18 protein-coding genes and 2 pseudogenes are annotated in these 19019 nt (G+C 67.0%); 10 read left to right on the plus strand and 10 right to left on the minus strand.

Annotation, left to right across the window (positions count from 1 at the left end; genetic code table 11):
* Nucleotides 1-455: 455 nt before the first annotated feature.
* Nucleotides 456-1031, minus strand: coding sequence for a hypothetical protein (locus F4553_RS09650; protein ID WP_184834645.1), 576 nt, complete (start codon nucleotides 1029-1031; stop codon nucleotides 456-458).
* Nucleotides 1032-1446: 415 nt separating this feature from the next.
* Here F4553_RS09650 and F4553_RS09655 point away from each other — a divergent pair, with 415 nt between their 5' ends.
* The 3 genes from F4553_RS09655 to F4553_RS09665 all read left to right on the plus strand — a co-directional run bounded on the left by F4553_RS09655 (nucleotide 1447) and on the right by F4553_RS09665 (nucleotide 4115).
* Entirely contained in the window at nucleotides 1447-2046 is a 600-nt protein-coding gene (locus tag F4553_RS09655; protein ID WP_184834647.1) for an RNA polymerase sigma factor, read from the plus strand.
* Between the two features lie 40 nt (nucleotides 2047-2086).
* Complete coding sequence (locus F4553_RS09660) at nucleotides 2087-3094, plus strand: CU044_5270 family protein (RefSeq protein ID WP_184834649.1); 1008 nt, start codon at nucleotides 2087-2089, stop codon at nucleotides 3092-3094.
* A gap of 121 nt (nucleotides 3095-3215) precedes the next feature.
* Nucleotides 3216-4115 carry a GAF domain-containing protein gene (locus tag F4553_RS09665; RefSeq protein ID WP_184834651.1) on the plus strand — a complete coding sequence of 300 codons (900 nt, stop codon included), beginning with the start codon at nucleotides 3216-3218 and terminating at the stop codon, nucleotides 4113-4115.
* A 181-nt stretch (nucleotides 4116-4296) separates the two neighbouring features.
* Here the strand turns inward: F4553_RS09665 and F4553_RS42920 are convergent, their stop codons facing one another.
* From F4553_RS42920 to F4553_RS09685, 5 genes are all read right to left on the minus strand, one after another.
* Nucleotides 4297-4578: a pentapeptide repeat-containing protein gene (locus tag F4553_RS42920; RefSeq protein WP_376776199.1), complete on the minus strand. Its 282-nt coding sequence runs from the start codon at nucleotides 4576-4578 to the stop codon at nucleotides 4297-4299.
* Nucleotides 4579-4769: 191 nt separating this feature from the next.
* Nucleotides 4770-5189, minus strand: coding sequence for a hypothetical protein (locus tag F4553_RS09670; protein ID WP_184834653.1), 420 nt, complete (start codon nucleotides 5187-5189; stop codon nucleotides 4770-4772).
* A complete protein-coding gene (locus F4553_RS09675) occupies nucleotides 5186-5431 on the minus strand; it encodes a hypothetical protein (RefSeq protein ID WP_184834654.1) in 246 nt (81 codons plus the stop codon). Before F4553_RS09675 ends, F4553_RS09670 begins: the two co-directional genes overlap by 4 nt.
* 177 nt (nucleotides 5432-5608) lie before the next feature.
* Nucleotides 5609-5980 carry a hypothetical protein gene (locus F4553_RS09680; protein ID WP_184834655.1) on the minus strand — a complete coding sequence of 124 codons (372 nt, stop codon included), beginning with the start codon at nucleotides 5978-5980 and terminating at the stop codon, nucleotides 5609-5611.
* Complete coding sequence (locus tag F4553_RS09685) at nucleotides 5938-6168, minus strand: hypothetical protein (RefSeq protein ID WP_184834656.1); 231 nt, start codon at nucleotides 6166-6168, stop codon at nucleotides 5938-5940. Before F4553_RS09685 ends, F4553_RS09680 begins: the two co-directional genes overlap by 43 nt.
* 637 nt (nucleotides 6169-6805) lie before the next feature.
* On the opposite strand from F4553_RS09685, the gene F4553_RS09690 reads away from it, so the two are divergent.
* The 6 genes from F4553_RS09690 (at nucleotide 6806) to F4553_RS09715 (ending at nucleotide 15644) form a co-directional block, all read left to right on the plus strand.
* Complete coding sequence (locus F4553_RS09690) at nucleotides 6806-7246, plus strand: hypothetical protein (protein WP_184834657.1); 441 nt, start codon at nucleotides 6806-6808, stop codon at nucleotides 7244-7246.
* 336 nt (nucleotides 7247-7582) lie between these two features.
* A complete protein-coding gene (locus F4553_RS09695; protein WP_221469833.1) occupies nucleotides 7583-9145 on the plus strand; it encodes a TIGR02677 family protein in 1563 nt (520 codons plus the stop codon).
* Nucleotides 9142-10335 (plus strand): TIGR02678 family protein, encoded by a 1194-nt coding sequence (locus F4553_RS09700; protein ID WP_221469834.1) that lies wholly within the window; start codon nucleotides 9142-9144, stop codon nucleotides 10333-10335. Before F4553_RS09695 ends, F4553_RS09700 begins: the two co-directional genes overlap by 4 nt.
* A gap of 5 nt (nucleotides 10336-10340) precedes the next feature.
* Nucleotides 10341-13712, plus strand: coding sequence for a TIGR02680 family protein (locus F4553_RS09705; protein ID WP_281395138.1), 3372 nt, complete (start codon nucleotides 10341-10343; stop codon nucleotides 13710-13712).
* A gap of 5 nt (nucleotides 13713-13717) precedes the next feature.
* Nucleotides 13718-14413: an SbcC/MukB-like Walker B domain-containing protein gene (locus tag F4553_RS09710; protein ID WP_184834660.1), complete on the plus strand. Its 696-nt coding sequence runs from the start codon at nucleotides 13718-13720 to the stop codon at nucleotides 14411-14413.
* A 49-nt stretch (nucleotides 14414-14462) separates the two neighbouring features.
* Nucleotides 14463-15644 carry a TIGR02679 family protein gene (locus F4553_RS09715; protein ID WP_221469835.1) on the plus strand — a complete coding sequence of 394 codons (1182 nt, stop codon included), beginning with the start codon at nucleotides 14463-14465 and terminating at the stop codon, nucleotides 15642-15644.
* A gap of 72 nt (nucleotides 15645-15716) precedes the next feature.
* Here the strand turns inward: F4553_RS09715 and F4553_RS09720 are convergent, their stop codons facing one another.
* From F4553_RS09720 to F4553_RS09735, 4 genes and pseudogenes are all read right to left on the minus strand, one after another.
* Nucleotides 15717-15995 carry a hypothetical protein gene (locus tag F4553_RS09720; RefSeq protein WP_184834664.1) on the minus strand — a complete coding sequence of 93 codons (279 nt, stop codon included), beginning with the start codon at nucleotides 15993-15995 and terminating at the stop codon, nucleotides 15717-15719.
* Nucleotides 15972-16303: pseudogene (locus tag F4553_RS09725) on the minus strand (transposase); the annotation flags it as partial. The pseudogene F4553_RS09725 and the gene F4553_RS09720, both read right to left, overlap by 24 nt.
* 118 nt (nucleotides 16304-16421) lie before the next feature.
* Nucleotides 16422-17504, minus strand: a complete 1083-nt coding sequence (locus F4553_RS09730; protein ID WP_184834666.1) for a hypothetical protein — start codon at nucleotides 17502-17504, stop codon at nucleotides 16422-16424.
* A complete protein-coding gene (locus F4553_RS09735) occupies nucleotides 17501-18013 on the minus strand; it encodes a hypothetical protein (RefSeq protein ID WP_184834668.1) in 513 nt (170 codons plus the stop codon). Before F4553_RS09735 ends, F4553_RS09730 begins: the two co-directional genes overlap by 4 nt.
* 343 nt (nucleotides 18014-18356) lie before the next feature.
* Here F4553_RS09735 and F4553_RS40855 point away from each other — a divergent pair.
* Nucleotides 18357-18656: pseudogene (locus F4553_RS40855) on the plus strand (transposase); the annotation flags it as partial.
* Nucleotides 18657-19019 lie beyond the last annotated feature (363 nt).

Raw genomic sequence — 19019 nt, forward strand, 5'->3', positions numbered from 1 at the left:
CGGCACGACGGCCACATGATCGACCGAAGCTGCGGGCTGAACGCCGCGAAGTGGCTTGCTCGGCTCCAGCTCGACATCGTTCTCATCGCACCAGGTGACGACATCGTGCCAGAAGCGGATCTACCGTCTCCCAGCCGGCAACCGTCCGTGGACCTCGCAGGGGAAGCAGCTCATCGATGGTGAGCAGGTCTGGTGCGCGGCGCGACGCCGCATTCTGAAGCACCTCCAAGAACTTCGTTTAGGGAAGTGTCCCGCCACGGAGATTGACCTGCGCCTCGGTCGTGTTCGCCGAGGTCAGAGTTAGGAGCGATGTGCGTTCGGGGGCGCGTTTCGGCCCCGCGGAGCAAGCCCGAGAGCGAACACCAACCTGCTCCCCCATCGGCTTGACGCACGGTTCGCAAGGCCGAGTCTGCGCGGACAGTCCTTCAGATCCGCCGCAGACTCGGCAGGGGACCCTAGATGCAGCCGTTGCGGCGGACGTGGTCGATCTCGTCGCGGTGGGGCGAGACGTCGAAGATGGAACGCCTTGAGCTGCTGAGGCTGAACAGCACGGTGTCGCCGACGTGGTCTGCCTTGCCGTGGTTGATGAAGTCGACGGATCCGTAAGGCAGGTTGTAGGCGATGGATCTCGCGCGGTCATACCACTTGGGGTAGAGGTCCTGCCAGCCGCAGTCGCGGAAGATGGCGCGGGGGAAGACGTAGTTGACGCTCTCGTAGAGGCAGAAGTAGCCGTAGGGGCAGTCGGCGGTCATGGCGGAAGTCGTAGCGCCGGGCTTGCGGAAGGTGACGATCATTGCGCCGTCGCGGTAGCTGAGCTCGTTGGCGTTGATCTGGACGCCGTCTGGGGATGTGGCGAGGTAGGCGTCGATCTGCTCCTGCACACTGAGGTCCGCGGTGCGGGTGGCTGCGGTGGGCGGCGTCGAGGGGACACCGCCGGGGTCGGCGGCGAGGGCAGCGGCGGGCGGTGCGAGGGCGATGATCGCGACGGCGATGGCGGCGATCTGGCGGCAGGTGCGTGCCGTGGTGCTCACGGTGCCTCCTAGCGGGTAGGCGCCGGCGGGCGTGAAGTGGTCGCTATCTGCCCGCATTGACCTTGGGTAGGCATGTCGGCGCTCTTAGTAACGGTGACCTGAAGGTAAGTACCCCGGAGATCGATAGCCATACATCGTTATGAAGTTGTCAGTGAGTGAGCTGTAACGGAATCCGCTCATGCCCGCGGCTAGTCGATCAAGGGGAGCGACCTCATGGTCAAGATATCGATCACTGTTGCACCCCTTGGGCTGCAAAGACGGAGATCGTCCTGGTAGGAGGGCCGTGATCAAACTGTGGCCGACGCCTGTCACATCGAAGCCCCGTAGGCACAACTGCTATCCGTAAGGGCGAGGGTGGATGTCTCACCGAAGCACAGCAGGCGATCAGAGGTCATTCCGTGTCAGGAGCAAGAATTTGTCCGGCGAGTGCACGACAGATGCGCAGTGGTTCGACCAGCTCTGGAAAGACCACAACCAGTCTCTTTACAGATACTGCCTGCACCTCGTGCACATATACCTATACCGGGGTCGGACGGGCAGCTTCAGGTCAGAAGCAGCCGACCTCGCACAGCTCACGTTCGCGTCGGCCTGGGAAAAGCGGGAAAGCATCCGCTGCGAAGAGAAGGACCCGGGGAACTGGCTGCGCAACACCGCCCGCAACCACGTCCGCAACCTCAGCCGCCGCAGCTCGCACACCAAAGAGAGTCCGTCAGACAACAACGAGCTCGTCAACCTCGACGGCACGACCCTCGAAGACACCAGTCCCGGGCCTGAGTACTCCGAGATCTGGCCGGTGCTGCGCGAGCTGTCGATACCGGACCGAGAACTGCTCATCCTCACCTACTGGGCGGACCTGTCCATCGGACAGCTCGCACAGCTCTACGGCATCAGCGACGCTGCCGTACGCGCTCGCCAGACGCGAGCCCGTAGCCGCTTCCGGGACGCCTTGGAAGCCAGCGGCATGACGCACCTGATCCCGTCGACAGCTGCCACCCACGGAGACAACAATGAATGAGGCAACGCCGAACGACACCGAACGTCTCGTGGAAGCGGTCATGACCGCTCACCGCCCGCCAGACGAGGCCATCGTCTGGCCGTCGCACATCAACCCGGCGGCCATCATGGCGAAGGCGCAGGCCGCCAAGCCCTGTACCGCGACACCGCAGCCTCCGACGCCCTCACGGCGTTCGAAGCTCAGGCGCCGGGCGATCGCATGCGGGCTCGCCGTCACCACCCTCACCGGCGGGGTCGCCTTCTTCGCCAGTCCCGCCAGCGCCAGTCCGCCGGCGATTCCGGGCACGATCGATTTCGATGCCGCCAGCACCGAGTCCGCGTACCGCTCACTCACAGACCTCGCCGAGGCGGTCTCCCGCCGGCAGGAACCGACCGCGGTGGGCGCGTACAGCTTCACCCGCTCCCAGATCTGGAGCCTGGAGTCCGACCGGCACCGGCCAGGCGCCGACAAGCACGTGATGGCCCAGGACGAACAGCTCTGGTGGTCCCCCACCACCCGCAGCCGGCTGCTCACCACCCTCCCACCGCAGCAGCCCGACACCGTCCGGGCGGAGTGGACCGGGGACCTGCCGCCGCAGTCCGAGGCGCCGCGCGCGATGGACCAGCTCGGCGTCAACGAGATCTCCCTCGTCCTCGACCAGACACCTGCAGACGACGCCGACCGGCTCCTCGCCCAGGTCGCCGCCAAGGAGCAGAAACCGAGCCCGCTGCCACCGATGTCGGTCCTGCGGACACTCGCCGACATGTGCCGCTACCACGTCCTGAACCCCACCCAGCGGGCTGCGGTCCTGCTCGCACTCGCCAAGGCCGGCGGGCTCATCTACCGCGGCATCGTCACCGACCGCGGCGGCCGCCGAGGCCTCGCCGTCAGCCTCGACACCGACGACCACACCCTCCGGCAGGTCCTCGTCTTCGACCGGGACAACGGCTCCCTGCTCAGCCGCGAGCAGATCACCCTCGTCGCCGACGACGACCTCCGCCTGCCCGCCGGCAGCGTCACCGCCTACGTCCTCTATCTCGAGCACCGCACGATCAACAAGGTCGGCTGACCCCACGCGCTATTTCCCGCCCGGCAGCAGCCGACACGGGTGCCATCACCATGCCCGAAAATCCGGCACCCCCTCCGCGAACCGAGCGCGGAGCAGCCCAATCAGACGAAGGAATCCCACCGTGCACCTCCCCACCCCCGACAGCACACCGCCCACGGCTCCGGTCACCACCCCGCACTACGCGCTCATGGTCTTCCTGCCCGCAGCAGCCGCGACCTGCTCAGCCGGCGCAGCCGCCAGCCACGGCACAGCCCAGATCCTCTGGGGCATCGGCGCCGCCACAGCAACCACCGCCGCCGTCACCTTCTCCGTGTGGCGCGACCGCAAGGCCACCAAAGCAGCCGACACCGCCGCCCGAGCAGCGGACGCAGCCGCGGAATCCCGCACCAGGCTCGCCACGACTCTCAGCCGGCTCGCCGAACCCGTCGTCACCGCCCTCAACACCGTCACCGCCGCACCCGACACCGCCCAACGGCACACCGCCCTCGAGGTCCTCATCAGCCTCGTCGTCGACCACGCCCACACCCAGTGCTGGCTCCCCCAGCCCTCCACCGCCGACGTACGCGCCACCCTGTACGAACTCCACGGCGACCACCTCGAACGCCGCCGCACCGCCGGACGCGCCGACACACCCCGCCCTGACTTCCACGACCAGCGCAGCCTCCACGACCACGAAGCCATCAGAATCGCCAAAGGCGAACACCCGCTCATCGTCAACGACCTGCACACCGCACCCCCCGCCCACTTCCAGGACAGCAAAGGCCGCAGCTACCGGTCATTCCTCGCTGTTCCCGTCCGCGGCGGCACCACCAGCTACGGCATGCTCGTCGTCGACTCCGACCAGCCCAACACCTTCACCGCGATCGACAAACACCACCTCCTGCTGATGAGCGCCATCCTCGGCGCCGGCTACGCCCACGTCGCCGCCACCGTCCCACCCACCATCAGCCCATGCCCTCTCCACTTCACCCCCACCTGCGAGCAGACCCGCCACGCCGCAGCATCACTCGTGTCCGCGTGAGCCCCTCCCTATCGAGCGGATGGTGACCGGAGACTTCGAAGATCACGATGACGGGTACGGACGGATGGTTATGAGGCACCGGGTGGCAGCGAATATCCCTGCCACCCGGTGCCAAGCCGGATCACATCTTCTCCGACTTCTCGCAACATTCAGATGGCAGCGAAATGGGAAATTCGAAAGCTCAGGAATGGGTCCTGGTTTGCACGGGGACCGGATAGGCCTCCGGCCACGTCGTCCGCCCGTCGCCCTTCACGCCGCCGTCGGATCTCACCATGGTTAAGTTCGTACGGCTTGGATCCGCCTCGCGCAGGTCCACTTCGCGCACGTCTGCGTCTGCCACCCCGTCCAGGTCCACATCGCGTAAGCCCTCGCCGCTCAAGAGCAAGCCCTTCAGGCTCGCACGGCTCGAGTCCGCACCGCTCAGGTCCGCCCCATGCATGCTCACTTCACGGAAGCCTCGCAAGTCAGGTCAGCGCCGCCGCCGATTCGGTGAGGCCGACAGGCCCATGCGTTACGCGTGCGGAACGTCGCCCGATGACTGTGATGACGGCTCGCCGGTCGACCAGCGCAGGTGGCCAGGCGAGCAGCGCGCGCTGGGCCCGGTGAGCCGCCGCCACCGGGTGATCGAGGTCGCGGCTCATCGGTCGGTCGATCTCAGTCGAGGTCGAGGTCGAGGTCGAGGTCGAGGTCGAGGATGTCGTCCTTGTCGAGATGGGGTGCGTACACGCCGCGGTGGTACGTGCCCAGCATGGCCGCATGGGTACGGGCCTCGGCCAGCGCGTGGGCCTGCCCGATGCTCATGCCCGACATCCGCTTGGCGACCGGCAGCGTGTCGCCGGCGAGCAGAGGCAGGATCACCGCGACGCCGTCGGTATCGGTGAGCAGGTCCTCCAACCGCGTCCGGCCGTCCAGGTCGAGCTCGGCAAAGGCGTCAAGGACACACGCCGCCGGTACACCGACGATCCCCTGGTTCTCGTGCACCGACGTCAGCAGCTCGGCGACGGCGAGCTGTTCGGTTCCGAGGAGCGCGTACGACAGCAACGCGGACCCGTCCATGACGACGTGAACGCTCACGCCGCCTCCCCTGCGCCGCGACGCGCGCGAAGGCGGGACTGCTGAGCCTCGATACGGGCACCCATCGCCGCGACACCTTCCGGGGTCACCTCAACGCCATGACGTGCGAACACGGCCTGGAGGCGGTCACCGCGGCGACGCAGACGCAGCGCCTCCGTAACGTACGCCGACACGTTCTCAACGCCTTCCAGCTGCGCCGCGACGTCCTCGGGGACGCTGATGCTGTATTTGGTGACCGCCATAACCCGGTAGGAAGAACAAGCGCCAGAAGTAGGACAGATCAACATCTGCCCGGGCGGGACGCCACCCTGCACGTCAGCGGACCGACTTGCGACCGCGATATCGCCGACCTGGTTCGAAACAGCCGGTAATCGGTGCTGGCCGCGAACACGAAGCAGTCGTGTTCGCGGCCAGCGCTGTCAGGGCACCGCTCGTTCGATGACCTGGCCGTCGGCGAGGTCGGCAAGGTTCGACTCGACCCATCGGTCGAAGGAGCCCCGGACGCCGAGGCGGAGCCCGAAGTGCCACGTCGGATCGGCGAAGACGCAGTTGCCGCCGTCGAAGACGAATTCGAGGCACTTGAACAAGCCTTGCTCAGGTACAGACTCGGCGTCGACAACCGCACGAACGCCTCGGCATGACAACTTCGGCCAATCGGCGAAGAAGATCGACTCGCACGACGACAGGGCGAATTCGAAGTCCTCGTCGCCTGCGGCCCAGTGCGGTGGCGACGTCGACACGGGCAGGCTCACCCGGACCTGGGCGAGGTTACGATCCGCATCCAGCCGCACCAGGCCGCCGTCATGCCGAAGGTACGCGTGGTCAGGCATCTGCTTGAAGACACCGCCGGCCCCTGGTCCCGGTCGATGTAGCCCGGGACCAGCACGTCGAGAAACACCCGGCCCTCAACGGCGAGAATCAGCCGGTCGAGGCTGACGGTCTCGTTGCCCACCTGGACGTCCTCCTGCGCGCTCGCCACGTCGTTTACCAGTGGAACTCATCGCGGTGTCGGTGATCACGGCAGCTTGTTGACACCCGAATCGACATCTTGCAAGAACGTGCGGACCTCTCCCACCTGGTCAACGACCAGGGCGAGGCCCTCGACTCACAACACAGCCCGCGCGAGCCTGGTGGAGCTGCTCGGCGAGCACCGCCTGCCCTTCGACGACCACCCGCAGCAGCAACCGGATCCAAGGACTGACCGCCATGCAGTCGATCACCGGCACCCGACGACCAGAAGCAGGGTCCTGATGAGCCGTCCTGTCCTATACCCGGGCGACGCCGACCATGATGCTCCTGTGGCAGGACGTCCGCCACAACGCCGGGCACCCTCGCCGACCGGCGTCCGCGCTGCTGGACCCCCGCCGTGACCGTCTCTCCAGCAGCACCCTCAACACCGACCTGGGACACTTCGACTACTCCAGGTACGGGCCTGTATCGAACCGTCGAAGTCCGGGGCGCGGACATGGAGCCTCGAATACGGCTACGCCGAACCGTATTCCGAGCGCGACCGTTCCAGCTGAACAGTACAGTGCCGTGGTCGCGACATACGCCCACGGCGCCAAAAACGGAGTAGCAATGAACTTCGCGGTAACCGCATGAACGCCCGGCGATCAGTGACCGTCGAGAAGCATGGCGATAAGATCGTCGTAGTACCCTACCTGCGCACCACTAGCGGATACTACATTTCCGGTGAACAGCTAGCGATTTGCCCCAGCGATGTCGCCGATAAGTCGCTCGGGGATCTCGTTAAAGAAGCCTTCCGGCACACCGATATGGATTTCCTACCTGTAGATTCGACAACGCTAAAAGCACGGTTTGCAAAACACAAAAAGGCCATCGGTGTTCGCAACATGCGGCAATATATGGAGCAAGCTCTTGCGGTGCAATTGCTGCTGGACGCTGATGAAGTGCTAGCTGTTTCACCGACTCGCAACGAGGGATCGCGTGGAGGATTTGCGTTCCGCGAGCACGAAGGTCGGCAGATCAAGTTCGGTGACGCTTCGTCCAGCGAAATCGGTGAGGCAGTACGTGCGGTACTAGCGCTTTCCGACTGATCACAGAAAAGTCGGCTGCCTATCCATACCACGCGAGATCCAGACTGAAGTCCGCGAATGCAACTGCTCAACTACCTGATGGGTAGTGCGGGCTTGAGAACCGCGAGCCTCGGCGCACGTGCGGTTGCAAGACGTATCGGCCCTGACAGGAGACACATGGCGGCGGGCAGGCACGATAATCCAGGCGAGGGTTTCGTTTCGCGTGAGCCGGCGTCAGCGGGTGGCGGATCTGCTGCCCGCAGTGCTGGACATGGCTGACTGGGAGCTGGCGGAGGCGCTCTACCGGGAGGCGATTCAGGGAACAGAACGGCTCGCCTGATCTGCCACAATGTCTTCATGTCGATGCCCCCGGAGTCGGCGCCACAGCCGTTTGCCCATCTTCAAACACCCTTAACGCCGCTCTACCGGGAGATTTTGACCGCATTTGTTCGAGCGAAGCAGCGTTTCGTCGTTCACCTGCGCCCCGAGGATGTAGCCGTCGACCTCGGCCGGCCGGCTGACGTCGGCGCTATCGGTTCGGCGCTGGAGAGCCTGTCCGCGTGGAAGAATCTGCGGCAGGACCCGGATACCAGTCGGGTCACCACGGTGGAGGATTTCCAGCGAGCCCGCTACCTCTACCAGCTCACGGCGGAGGGCCACGCCGCCGAGCAGGCGATCTCCGTCTACGAGGAGTCGATCGGCCGACGGGGCTCGCTGCAGTCGGTGGCCCTGGCCGATATCGCCGGGCAGTTGCAAGCGCTGCTCGTCATCGCTTCGGAATCTGCCGGCGGCCATCCACCGGACGCGGCCAAGTGCCACCTGTTGCTGATCGGGGTGGTCGATCGGTTTACCGGTCTGGCAGACAACGCTCAGGCGTTCATGGCGTCGTTGCGGCGGGCGATCGACTTCGCCGATGCGGACATCGAGGCCTTCGTGGCGTACAAGGAGCGCTTGATCACCTACATCGAGCGGTTCATCGCCGATCTGGCCAACCTCGGCGCGGAGATCGCGGGCTTGACTCAGCAGATCGAGGCGGCCGGGGTGGAGTCACTACTGGGGGTCGCCGCGCGGCGAGATGCGGCGGACGCTGTGCCGGAGGACAAGAGCGATGAGGCGTTCGATCAGGCATTTGAGGACTCGCTCGCTGTCTGGCACTCGCGGTGGCGGGGTCTTCGGGAGTGGTTCGTCAGTGCCGACGCGCGGCGGCCATCGCAGGCGAGGCTGCTGCGTTCGGCGGCGCTCGGGGCCATCACCCAAATGCTCGGCGCGGTCAACGCCATCAACGAGCGCAGGGCGGGCCGGTCGGATCGCGCCGCCGACTTTCGCACGCTGGCCGTCTGGTTTGCTCAGAGTCCCGACGATGAGGCCGCGCACCGGCTGTGGCGGGCCGCGTTCGGGCTGACCCCGTCCCGGCACTTGTCCGTGACCGCACCGACGCTGGAGAAGTGGGAAACCGAACGGGTGTCATCGGCAACTCCCTGGCAGCAGGCGCCCCGGCTGGCGATCAGCCCGCAGCTGCGGCGTACCGGATCCTACGAACGGCGCGGCCAGCCCAACCGCGTCGTCGACCGCACTGAGGCGCGCCTGTTCCTGGCAGACCAGGCCGAGCAGGAGTCCCGCCAGACCGCTGCTGCGCGGGCGACACTGGCGACCACGCAACCGGTCCTGCTGTCCCAGCTCGGCGACCTGGATCCGATAGCTTTCCGTCTCTTCCTCCAGCTCCTGGGAGACGCGCTGGCAGCGCGTGGGCCCCGGCAGGACGAGGTGGTGACGACAACCGGCGATGGGACGATGCGCGTGGGCCTCACCGCCGTCCCGGGAGCCCGATGGGTTCGCATCGCCACTGCCGACGGCGTGCTGGAAGGCCCGGAACACTACATCGAGATCACGGACCTGACCGCCGAGAGGTCCCTGCCGTGAGGTCGACTGCTGATGCGACACAGCACCTTCAGCGCGCCGCGCGGGCGTTGCTGGCCTCTCCGATGCTCGTGCGGGGCATCGCCGACGACGACACCTTCCGCCTGGTACGCACATACGCCGCCGACCTGCGGGAGTGGTTCGATCGAGAGACCGGCTGGCGGTTGCGGGTGGACGCCGAGGTGGCCCGCCTGTTCAAGGTTGCGGCGACGACGCGGGATGCGACGTATCCGGCCCGCGACCCCCGGCACAAGGTCGGGTTCGGGCGCCAACGGTATGTCCTGATCTGCCTCGCTCTCGGGTGCCTGGAGCGAGCCGATGGCCAGATCACCCTGGGCAGACTCGCCGACCAACTGCTTCTCGTCGGGGCCGATCCCGACCTCGCCGCGGCCGGGTTCCGGTTCGCCCTCGACGGCGTCGACCGCCGCGAGCGCCGCGGCGACCTCGTGGCCGTGGCCCGGCTGCTCATCAGCTGGGGTGCCCTGCACCGGCTCGCCGGTGCCGAGGAAGCCTTCCTCGGCAGCAACGGCGACGTCCTCTACGACGTGGACCGCCGAGTCGTAGCGGGCATCCTCGCCGGCACCAAAGGACCCTCCCTCATCACCACTGCCGACCACGATCGACGGCTGGTGGAGCTGACCAGCGAGATCACGGCCGACACCGACGACAGCCGCAACCGTGCGCTGCGCCACGCCCTCACCCGCCGTCTCCTCGAAGAACCCGTCGTCTACTACGACGAACTCAGCCCCGACGAACTGGCCTACCTGACTCGCCAGCGCGCAGCGATCATCGGACGGATCACCGACCTCACCGGCTTGATCGCCGAAGTCCGCGCCGAGGGCATCGCCATGGTCGACCCCGACGACGAGCTCACGGACCTGCGCATGCCGGCCCAGGGCATGCAGAGCCATCTCACGCTGCTGCTGGCGGGAGCGATCGCGGCCACACCCACCGGGCAGTCCGTTTCCGACCTGCATCTCCTGACCCGGCGGCTGGCGAGCGAGCACAAGGCGTACTGGCGGAAGAATGCGACCGACCCGGGAGCGGAGGTCGACCTCGTCGCCGAGGCCCTCGCAACGCTGCGCGCTCTCAAGCTGATCGCGGTCGAGGGCGAGTCCGTCGTGCCTCGACCGGCGATCGCCCGCTACGCGGTAGCACCACCTACCGTCTCCGCTCGCCGGGAGGAACAGTGACGACAATGCCCGCCCCTACGGTAGAGCGCTGGCGGCCGCTGCGCGCTGGGCTCGTGGATCTGTTCTACTACGACAACGAGGAGTTCCACTTCCACCGCGGCAGCCTGCTACTACGCGGCAACAACGGCACAGGCAAATCCAAGGTGCTCGCCCTGATGCTGCCCTTCCTCCTCGACGGGGAGCTGACGCCGTACCGGGTGGAACCCGACGGTGACAAGGGCAAGAAGATGGAGTGGAACCTGCTGCTCGGCGGCAAGCACCCCCATCCGGAGCGGCTCGGTTACACGTGGCTGGAGTTCGGCCGCCGCGACACCGACGGCACGGAGCACTACCTGACCCTGGGCTGCGGGCTCAAGGCGGCCACCGGACGCGGCATCACCCGACACTGGTTCTTTGTCACCAGCCAGCGCGTCGGCACCGAATTGGCGCTGCTGACCCCATCAGGGACCGCGCTGACCCGGGAACGGCTCCGCGAGGCAGTCGGGCAGCACGGCCTGCTCTACGACCGGGCCGGCGACTACCGGCGAGCGATCGACGAGGCGATGTTCGGCCTCGGCCCGCGGTATGAGTCTCTGGTAGACCTGCTGATCCGGCTGCGCCAGCCGCAGCTGACCAAGCGTCCCGACGAGCAGAAACTGTCGCAGGCGCTGACCGAGGCCCTGCCCCCGCTCGACGAGAGCCTCATCGCGCAAGTCGCCGAGGCGTTCCGCAGCCTCGACGAGGAACGTGAGACTCTGGCCGACCTCAGCGACGCCAAACGGTCCGCCGATGACTTCCTGACGGCCTACCGGCGGTACGCACAGATCGCGGCCAAGCGGGCCGCAGCGTCACCGCGGCAGTTGCATAGCCGGTACGAGCAGATCGGCCGCGACCTCGGCGACGCCGAACGCCAGTTCACCCAGGCCGACCAGGCCATGCAAACCGCCGCCGACTTACGCACCCGCTTGGGCGCCGAGTATGAGGAACTCACCGCACAGAAGAACGCCCTGGTGAGCAGTCCCGAGGCCCGCGCCGCCGACAACCTGCGACGGCTCGCCGAGCTGGCCACCGGCCTGACCGAGCTTGCCCAGAGCCACGGGACCACCCTGCAGATGTTGACGTCGCGGGCGGCGGAACTGGAGCGCCGGCTGGTCAGCGCACGCACCGAGCTGGAAGCCACGACCGGCGGCGAGACGAAGGCGCACGAGAACGCTAAGGCCGCCGCCCATGCGGCCCGCGTGAGCAGCGGGCACGCCGAACGTGTCGTCCCTGCCCTGGCTTCGGCGCACCCCCCTTTCACCAGTGCCGCCGAAGCCGCCCAGCAGCTAGCAGATCGACGCGCGTCTTCGCTGCGGCAGATCAAACTGCTCCTGGAGGTGCAGGCCACAGCCGCCCGGCTGGTGCAGGCGGCACGGGCAGCGGCAGACCGGCTGGCCAGCGAACTCGCCACCGCGACGGAACACATCACGCTCGCCCAGGAGAAGGCCGACGCGCAAGGAACCTCACTGCTCGCCGAGATGCAAACCCACCTGACCACGACCGTCGAACTACGCGTGGCGGACCTCGATCAGGTACTCGCGGCACTCGAAGGCTGGGTCGAGACCCTCGACGGCGACAATCCCGCCGAACGAGCGATCACCGAAGCAGTCACGGCGGCTACGACGGACTTCGCCCGCTCAGATGCCGCCCTGGAAGTCCAGGAGCGGGCAGCCACAGCCCGTATCGCGGAGCTCGACTCCGAGCGCCAGCGGCTGGCCGAGGGCGGTCATGAGCCGCCGCCGCAGCCGCACACCCGCGATGTCACAGCCAGGCAGGCCCGGCCCGGCGCGCCGCTATGGCGAGTTGTCGATTTCGCCGAGACCGTGAGCGACGCAGATCGCGCCGGTCTCGAAGCCGCCCTGGAGGCCGCCGGAATCCTCGACGCCTGGCTCAGCCCGGACGGGGAACTGCGTGATCGGATCACCGACGACGTGATCCTCCGGCCGACCCCGACAACGCAGCCGCACCTGGGCGCGGCTCTGCGCCCGGTCGTCGGCCCGGCCGACGCGGCAGTAGTCACCGAGGAGGCGGTATCCCGAGCCCTGGCCACCGTCGGGCTCGGAGTCGGGCAGGGTACCTGGGTCGACACCGATGGACGGTTCGCCAACGGCGTTCTCGCCGGTCACTGGCACAAGGACACCGCGACCCACATCGGCGAAGGCGCCAGGGAGCGTGCCCGCCGCGTTCGGCTGCGCCAACTGGAGAATGAGCGCGATGAACTGCGCGCTGTGCTGGAGAACCTCCACGAGGCGCGAGCCGACCTCGCCGGACGCCGAGAGGTCCTGCTCACCGAGCACCGGGCCGTGCCGAGCGACCGCGCCCTGCGAGAGGCGTACACCCTGGTGGGAGCGGCACAGCAGGCTCGTCGCGACCTTGACCGGAGCCTCGGTGAAGCACAGGCCCACCAACGCGCAGCCGAAACAGCACTGACCGAACGCCAAGCTGCCGTTCGGGAATACGCCAGCGACACCGGCCTGCCCACAGACCCCGAGGAGCTGGACTCCGTCCGGGCCGGCCTGGAGGACTACCGGGTGGCACTCGCCGCGCTGTGGCCGGCCGCGAAAGCGCGATTCGATGCGGTGAAGGCACATCGAGACGCCGACCGCGACCGCACCGAAGCCTACGAACAGATCGAACCCGTAGCCGAGGCGCATGCCGAGGCCGACCTCAAGGCGACCGAGGCCAGGCAGGAGCACGCCGCACTGCAGGCCACCGTCGGCGACTCCATCGCCGAACTCGAAACCAAGCTCGCGACGGTCGAGGTACAGATGAGGGGGTGCGCACAGGCGCGGCGAACCGCCGAGACCGACGAGCGCAACGCCGCGGAGCAACGGGGCACGGCCAACGGCGTGCGGCAGACACTCACGACCGACCTGGATACTGTCGCCGAACAGCGGGACTCCGCCATCAACGGTTTCCGGTCCTTCACCGGCACTGGGCTGCTGGCCCTGGCCTGCCCTGAGGTGAACGCACCCGATGCGGCACAACCGTGGACGGTCACGTCGGCGATCCAGGTCGCCCGCGCCGTTGATCGAACCCTTGCCGAGATCGACGAGGCCGGTCCCCGCTGGGAACGCAGCCAGCAGGCGATCACCACCGGGTTCAAGACGCTCGCCGACAGCCTGAGCCGCTACGGCCACAACGCGATGATGACGCTCCGCGAGAACACCATGATCGTCGATGTTACCTTCCAGGGCCGCACGCAACCGGTGATGCAGCTCGCCGCCTCCCTCGTCGACGAGATCGCGGAACGTCAGCGGCTCCTGTCGGCCCGGGAGCGGGAGGTCCTGGAGACACATCTTGTCAACGAAGTCGCCGGGGCGCTACAAGAGCTGGTGACAACGGCGGAGTCCAGGTGAACGCCATGAACGACGAACTGGAGCAACGCCCCACCTCTACCGGCATGCGCCTGCGGTTGAAATGGGACGTCGCCCGCAACGCCCCGGACGGGCTGGCCGAACTGCGCAAACGGCAGCTACGCCAGAGCACCGACGTCTGGAGCGAGAGCGACCGGCGCAACGTCGGAGACTTCCTGCAGCAGCAGATCGCCCGTGAACGCGCCCGCGACGACGCCGGAACCTGGTCCGAGCAGCTCAGTCGAGCCCTGGACTACCGCGCCTGGCACCAGTTCGCCATCCAGCGCTACCGCGACGGGCAATGGGTCCCAGCCAGCGGACCGGCCTCTGGCGGCGAACGCGTGCTGGCCGCCAGCATCCCGCTCTTCGCCGCCGCGTCCTCCTACTACGGCTCGGCCAGCAACCGGCACGCACCCCGGCTGATCGCCCTCGACGAGGCCTTCGCCGGAGTCGACGACGACTCACGAGCCAAATGCCTCGGGCTGCTGGCCAGCTTCGACCTCGACGTCGTCATGACCAGCGAACGCGAATGGGGCTGCTACCCGCAGGTCCCCGGCCTGGCCATCGCGCAGCTGTCACGGCGCGAGGGCATCGACGCTGTCCTGGTCACCCCCTGGCGCTGGGACGGGCACGGCCACCGCTACGCCGTGCCCCGGCCACGCAGCCAAGCCGGGTCGGCGTCAGCGGCGGAAGCCGATGACTGACCCCGACCGGCTACAGCGAACCCTCGGCGGACCACACACCGCTTGGATCATGGACCGGATCGTGTCCCGCCTCCGCCAAGGCAACGACCTGACCGGGTCGATCACTCTGACCGACCCTGACCCCGAGCAGCGCCGCGCCACTGAGCTGCTGCTCGGCCGGGCACCGCGACGGGCCTCGTCGATCAGCGTCTCCCTCGACGACCTCGACACGATGCTGCGCCGCAGCGGCATCCACCCCGACGGCCTACGGTCCGCCGCACTGGCCCTCCGCGGCCCGGTCACCGCCGTCGCCGACCAGCGCGCCGCAGAAGAACTCGCCTGGCGCGAGGCAACCGCTCCCCTCACCGACCTGGTTGACCAGAAACCGCACCTTCTTGGCTGGTACGCCGACCCGCGTACTCAACCACTGCTGCGCCGCCTCGGGGCACCCGACATCTTCGCCGACCTCGCCCGGACCCTGCAACGACTGCCGACGGCACCCCTGCCACTGGCCCAGTTCGCCGCGCTCACCACCGGCAACGCGCACGCCCTCGACCACGGCACTCCGCTGTCTACCCTCACCCTGTCCGCGATCCGCGCGACCTGGTGGCCTCCCGGAGCCGACCTGACCACCGCACCAGCCGAGCAGCGCCGCGAACTCTGGGACACCGTCGGCGTCCTTGTCGACGAACTCTCCACCACCGTGCTGACGCTGGACCTGCCCGTCACCGACGGCCCGCTGACGTATCTGGCGGCCCTGCCCGGCGAACCCGCCGTGCTCACCCTGCGCCAACTGGTCCGGCAGCCCAGCACCTTCGCTCCGACCGCGGTGTACATCTGCGAGAACCCGACCGTGCTCGCCGCTGCGGCCGACCTACTCGGATCGACCTGCCCGGCCATGGTGTGCACTAACGGGCAGCCAACGACAGCGGTCATCCGGCTCCTGCACGATCTGCACCGCGACGGCTGCGAACTCTTCTACCACGGTGACTTCGACTGGGGCGGGCTACGTATCGCCAACCGCATCCGCACCCGAGTGCCCTGGCAGCCCTGGCGTTTCGACACGCGGGCATACACCCTGGCCTGCGCGAACTTCGAAGGTCAACCACTGGCAGACCAGCCGGGCGAGGCCCACTGGGACCAAGATCTGGCTAACGAGATCCGGGCACAGCGTAAGCGGATCGAAGAGGAACTCGTCCTCAGCGACCTCCTCTACGACCTCACTGACGCGGGTCCGACACGCAGGGTGTGAAGACAGATCTTGATCAGGGCACCAAACTGGCGGGTGTCCGGAGTTCGTAGCTGGTGGTGGTGCTGCTGGCGATCAGGTCGGCCTGTTCCTGGATCTTGTCGCGTTTGCGTTCCCAGCCGAGATAGGCCCCTTGGCGCGGGCTCCAGGTCGTTCCCGGAACAGGACCGCGCACGCCGGCTCGGCCCGTTCGGCGTTGAGGGCTGCGATCCCGGCACAGAGCGCGGCCCGGTAGGTCTCGCCGGTGCCGAGCGACGGCGTCGCGCTGTCCGCGAAGTCGTCCAGCACCAGGTGGAGGGCCAGACCGCCACCGGCCTCCCGCCGGACACCTCGGACGCTCTGGGTGTAGATCACGCACGCGGTCGGGTGCGGGTCCCGGCCGGCTTGGCGCGAGCGAGGCCGACGAGGTCGTGGTTGAGGTCGGCGAACACGTTGTCGCTGGTCCAGGCGGCGAAGTACCAGTAGACCGTCTGCCACAGCGGCAGGTCGTGGGGCAGGTATCGCCAGGCGATGCCGGTGCGGTCGACGTAGAGGATCGCGTTGAAGATCTCCCGCAGGTCGTGGGTGGCGGGACGGTCCTTGACGCCGGCGTCGGTACGCGCCTGGCGCCAGGCGGTCAAGCGGGGTGCGATCAGCGCCCCGCGGGCGTCGGACTCGAACAATCTGAGAGCGTTCGGAAGCGCATGATCATAGGTGAGCCCGTCCGCCACGGTTGCTCCGTGCTGCGACGACGCCTCGCCTGCTTCGATGAAGAACCAGGCGAGGCGTCGTCCGACTCTGTTAAGCGCGAGCATCGTCCAGTACGAGCAGATTCGGCACGTCGGGATTGGGTTCGCGGGTGTGGGAATCAGCCCACCTCGTTAGAAGCGATGGTCGTCCAGCAGGTAGAACCGGGCGCACCGCTTCGAAGACTCGCCGTATCGCCGTATCGTCGTAGTCGGAGAAGCGTTCTGTTGCCTTCAGCCAGTAGCCGCCATTGCGTAACGGGACGACCTCGTGGAACGCCTGGGTCTGCTCAAGTCCGGCTAAGCCGCCAAGGCTGTCGCCGAGTTCCTGCGGCATGACGGTGACCCATGAGTACCCGCGCAAGACCTGGCGGCTGCCGGCACGGTCGAAGGCCAGCGAGCTCTCGAAATCCGCTTCCTTGAGGGCCTTACTGAAGACCGTGAGGCTGGTAGGAGTAGGCCCGATGTTGATCTCGCCGTAGGCCGGGTTGGCTTCGTGAGCGACAGCTCGTAGGAACTCACATAGTGCCTGCTGGCGCTCGGGAGTCCCGAAGAGGAATCGCGGGTGGGCGGAGACCCGTAGGAACACGGTGGTCGTGTCGCAGCGGCCGTCCTCGTCGACGTTGCCATAGACCATCGGATATAAGGTATCCGACATATGGACTTTAGCGGCAAATTCTGGTTGGCCCCCTGGGCCCACCTCTACCTCGGGGCAGGCGGGATCGCGTGGCAAGAGGTACTCGGCCACAAGTTGCGATCCGTCGTCGTGGTCACTCACTGCGGTGAGAAATTCCGCCCAGTTCTCGTCGGTCATGGTTCGGCTGAAGACGACTTCGTGGTCTCGCCACTCCCCTCCAAACAGTGCGATTGTGACCCAGCGGTCGCCCGCTGGGAGCCTCGACTGCTGGATAGCCCCTGCCTCCGTTATTTCGAGGAGGTCGTAGCCCGGTAGCGGCCGTAACGCGAGGGCCTCTTGGAATTCCCGAGCGATGGATTGCCATGCTCTTTCGAACCAGGAGCGGATGATGCGGGTCGGGATCTCGCCTCCGAGCGGCAGGTCGAGGTAGAGCAGCGCGTTCGCCCAGAGGGTGGTGTCGGGCGGCGCAGCAATGGCGTCAGCAATGGTGATTTTCATCATGCCACCAAAACGTAGTCAGCTTTGTAACGGATAGAAGCGACGCCGAAGACGACAGACATGAAGCAGGCGAGTATCCCGGCGACAGCGAACCCAATAGCAAGCGAGAAGATCAGACTACCCAGGTCTCCCCAGCCGCCGCCCCTGACGCCGTCGCGCCATGCCCCAGTTCCGGACCCGCTGCGGGAGAACTTGTTGTGGCTCCGGCCGCGGTTGGGGCGGTGCTTGGCGGCTGGCGCCTTGGCCTTGACCTTCGGTTTGGCTTTCGGAATCGTCGGCTTCTTCCGCGCGGCTACCTTGTCCTCCGCCTGCCGGTGGGTCTGTTTTGCCGTGTCGGTGTCCTCTTGGTCGTCGTCGGTGCTGTAGAGCTCCAATCCCTTCCAGCTTGATGTCCTCACGGTGACCTTCTGCTGGAGGAGGAACGAGTACCCCGTCTGCGGCAATCCGAGCGGCGGCCCAGCCTGGACGTCCCGGCCCCACAGCTCCCCGAAGTCGTCTGCGCTGATTTCCACATCGGGTTGTTTGTTCAGGGCGGACCTTCTGGTTCGACCTCCCAGATATAGACCGTACCGCCGGGACCGCAGTCCCAGCAGACGATGTCGGGTACGCCGCCGCCCTCGGGAGTGTGTATATTTCCGTGTTTGACCTGGATGTGATCCGTTGAACCGGGCGTAGCCCGGTTGGAAGGGATCATGTTCATGGCAACAAGGAAGACCACGCAGGCTCGTGTCGAGCCCGCGTCGCAGGCGGAGCTGGACTTCGCCAGGCAGTTGGTAGACAAGGCCCGCGCGGAGGGGTTGTCGCTGGTCAGGCCGGGTGGCCTGCTCGCCGGTATCACCAGGACGGTCCTCGAGTCGGCGTCGGGGTGCCGAACTGGACGAGCACCTCGACGACGGCGGCGGCGTCGATCCCGATTCGGGCCGGCGGGTCAACGTCCGCAACGGGCACGGTGAGAAGACCGTGCAGACCGATGTGGGTCCGGTGCGTTTCCAGGTCCCACGGGACCGGGCCGGGGCGTTCGAGCCGCAGATCGTGCCCAAGCATGTCCGCAGGTTGACCGGGTTCAGCGACACGATCGTGTCGCTGTACGCCAAAGGACTGACGACCGGTGAGATCGAGGCGCATCTGGCAGAGGTGTACGACGCAGGCGTGTCGCGGGTCGATCCCGCGGGCTTGCCTGTGCCGGTCCCCGCGAATGTCGCCGATGGCGGTAGCCGCGTGGAGTCTGATCCCACGATCCAGTGTTTCCGCTGCTGGAATACATAGCACGGCCCCGTTCCGTCGCGGAACTCCATCACAGCACGGCTGAGCTGCCGGCCGACCTGATTCACCCGAAGACCTTTATCTGTAACCATCGGTGGCTGCGTGGCGACCAATGCCACGGTCGGATTAGTCCACCCGCTCCGATCAGGCTGGCCGACTGGTGATCCGATATGCCGGACGGCGAGCCACCGCATCGTAACGCCCCGTGATATAGACCGAATCGCGGCTGTGCTGCCCGCGCGGAGTGGACAGGAT

Origin of the sequence: Allocatelliglobosispora scoriae (assembly GCF_014204945.1) — a bacterium.
In the GTDB taxonomy this organism is placed as follows: domain Bacteria; phylum Actinomycetota; class Actinomycetes; order Mycobacteriales; family Micromonosporaceae; genus Allocatelliglobosispora; species Allocatelliglobosispora scoriae.

Excerpts from the sequence above, each read along its gene's own strand:
- F4553_RS09705 (WP_281395138.1), top strand. The coding sequence starts at position 10,341 with ATGCCCGCCCCTACGGTAGAGCGCTGGCGGCCGCTGCGCGCTGGGCTC.
- F4553_RS09715 (WP_221469835.1), top strand. The coding sequence starts at position 14,463 with ATGGACCGGATCGTGTCCCGCCTCCGCCAAGGCAACGACCTGACCGGG.
- F4553_RS09675 (WP_184834654.1), bottom strand. The coding sequence starts at position 5,431 with ATGGCGGTCACCAAATACAGCATCAGCGTCCCCGAGGACGTCGCGGCG.
- F4553_RS09660 (WP_184834649.1), top strand. The coding sequence starts at position 2,087 with ATGACCGCTCACCGCCCGCCAGACGAGGCCATCGTCTGGCCGTCGCAC.
- F4553_RS09710 (WP_184834660.1), top strand. The coding sequence starts at position 13,718 with ATGAACGACGAACTGGAGCAACGCCCCACCTCTACCGGCATGCGCCTG.
- F4553_RS09730 (WP_184834666.1), bottom strand. The coding sequence starts at position 17,504 with ATGATGAAAATCACCATTGCTGACGCCATTGCTGCGCCGCCCGACACC.
- F4553_RS09695 (WP_221469833.1), top strand. The coding sequence starts at position 7,583 with ATGTCGATGCCCCCGGAGTCGGCGCCACAGCCGTTTGCCCATCTTCAA.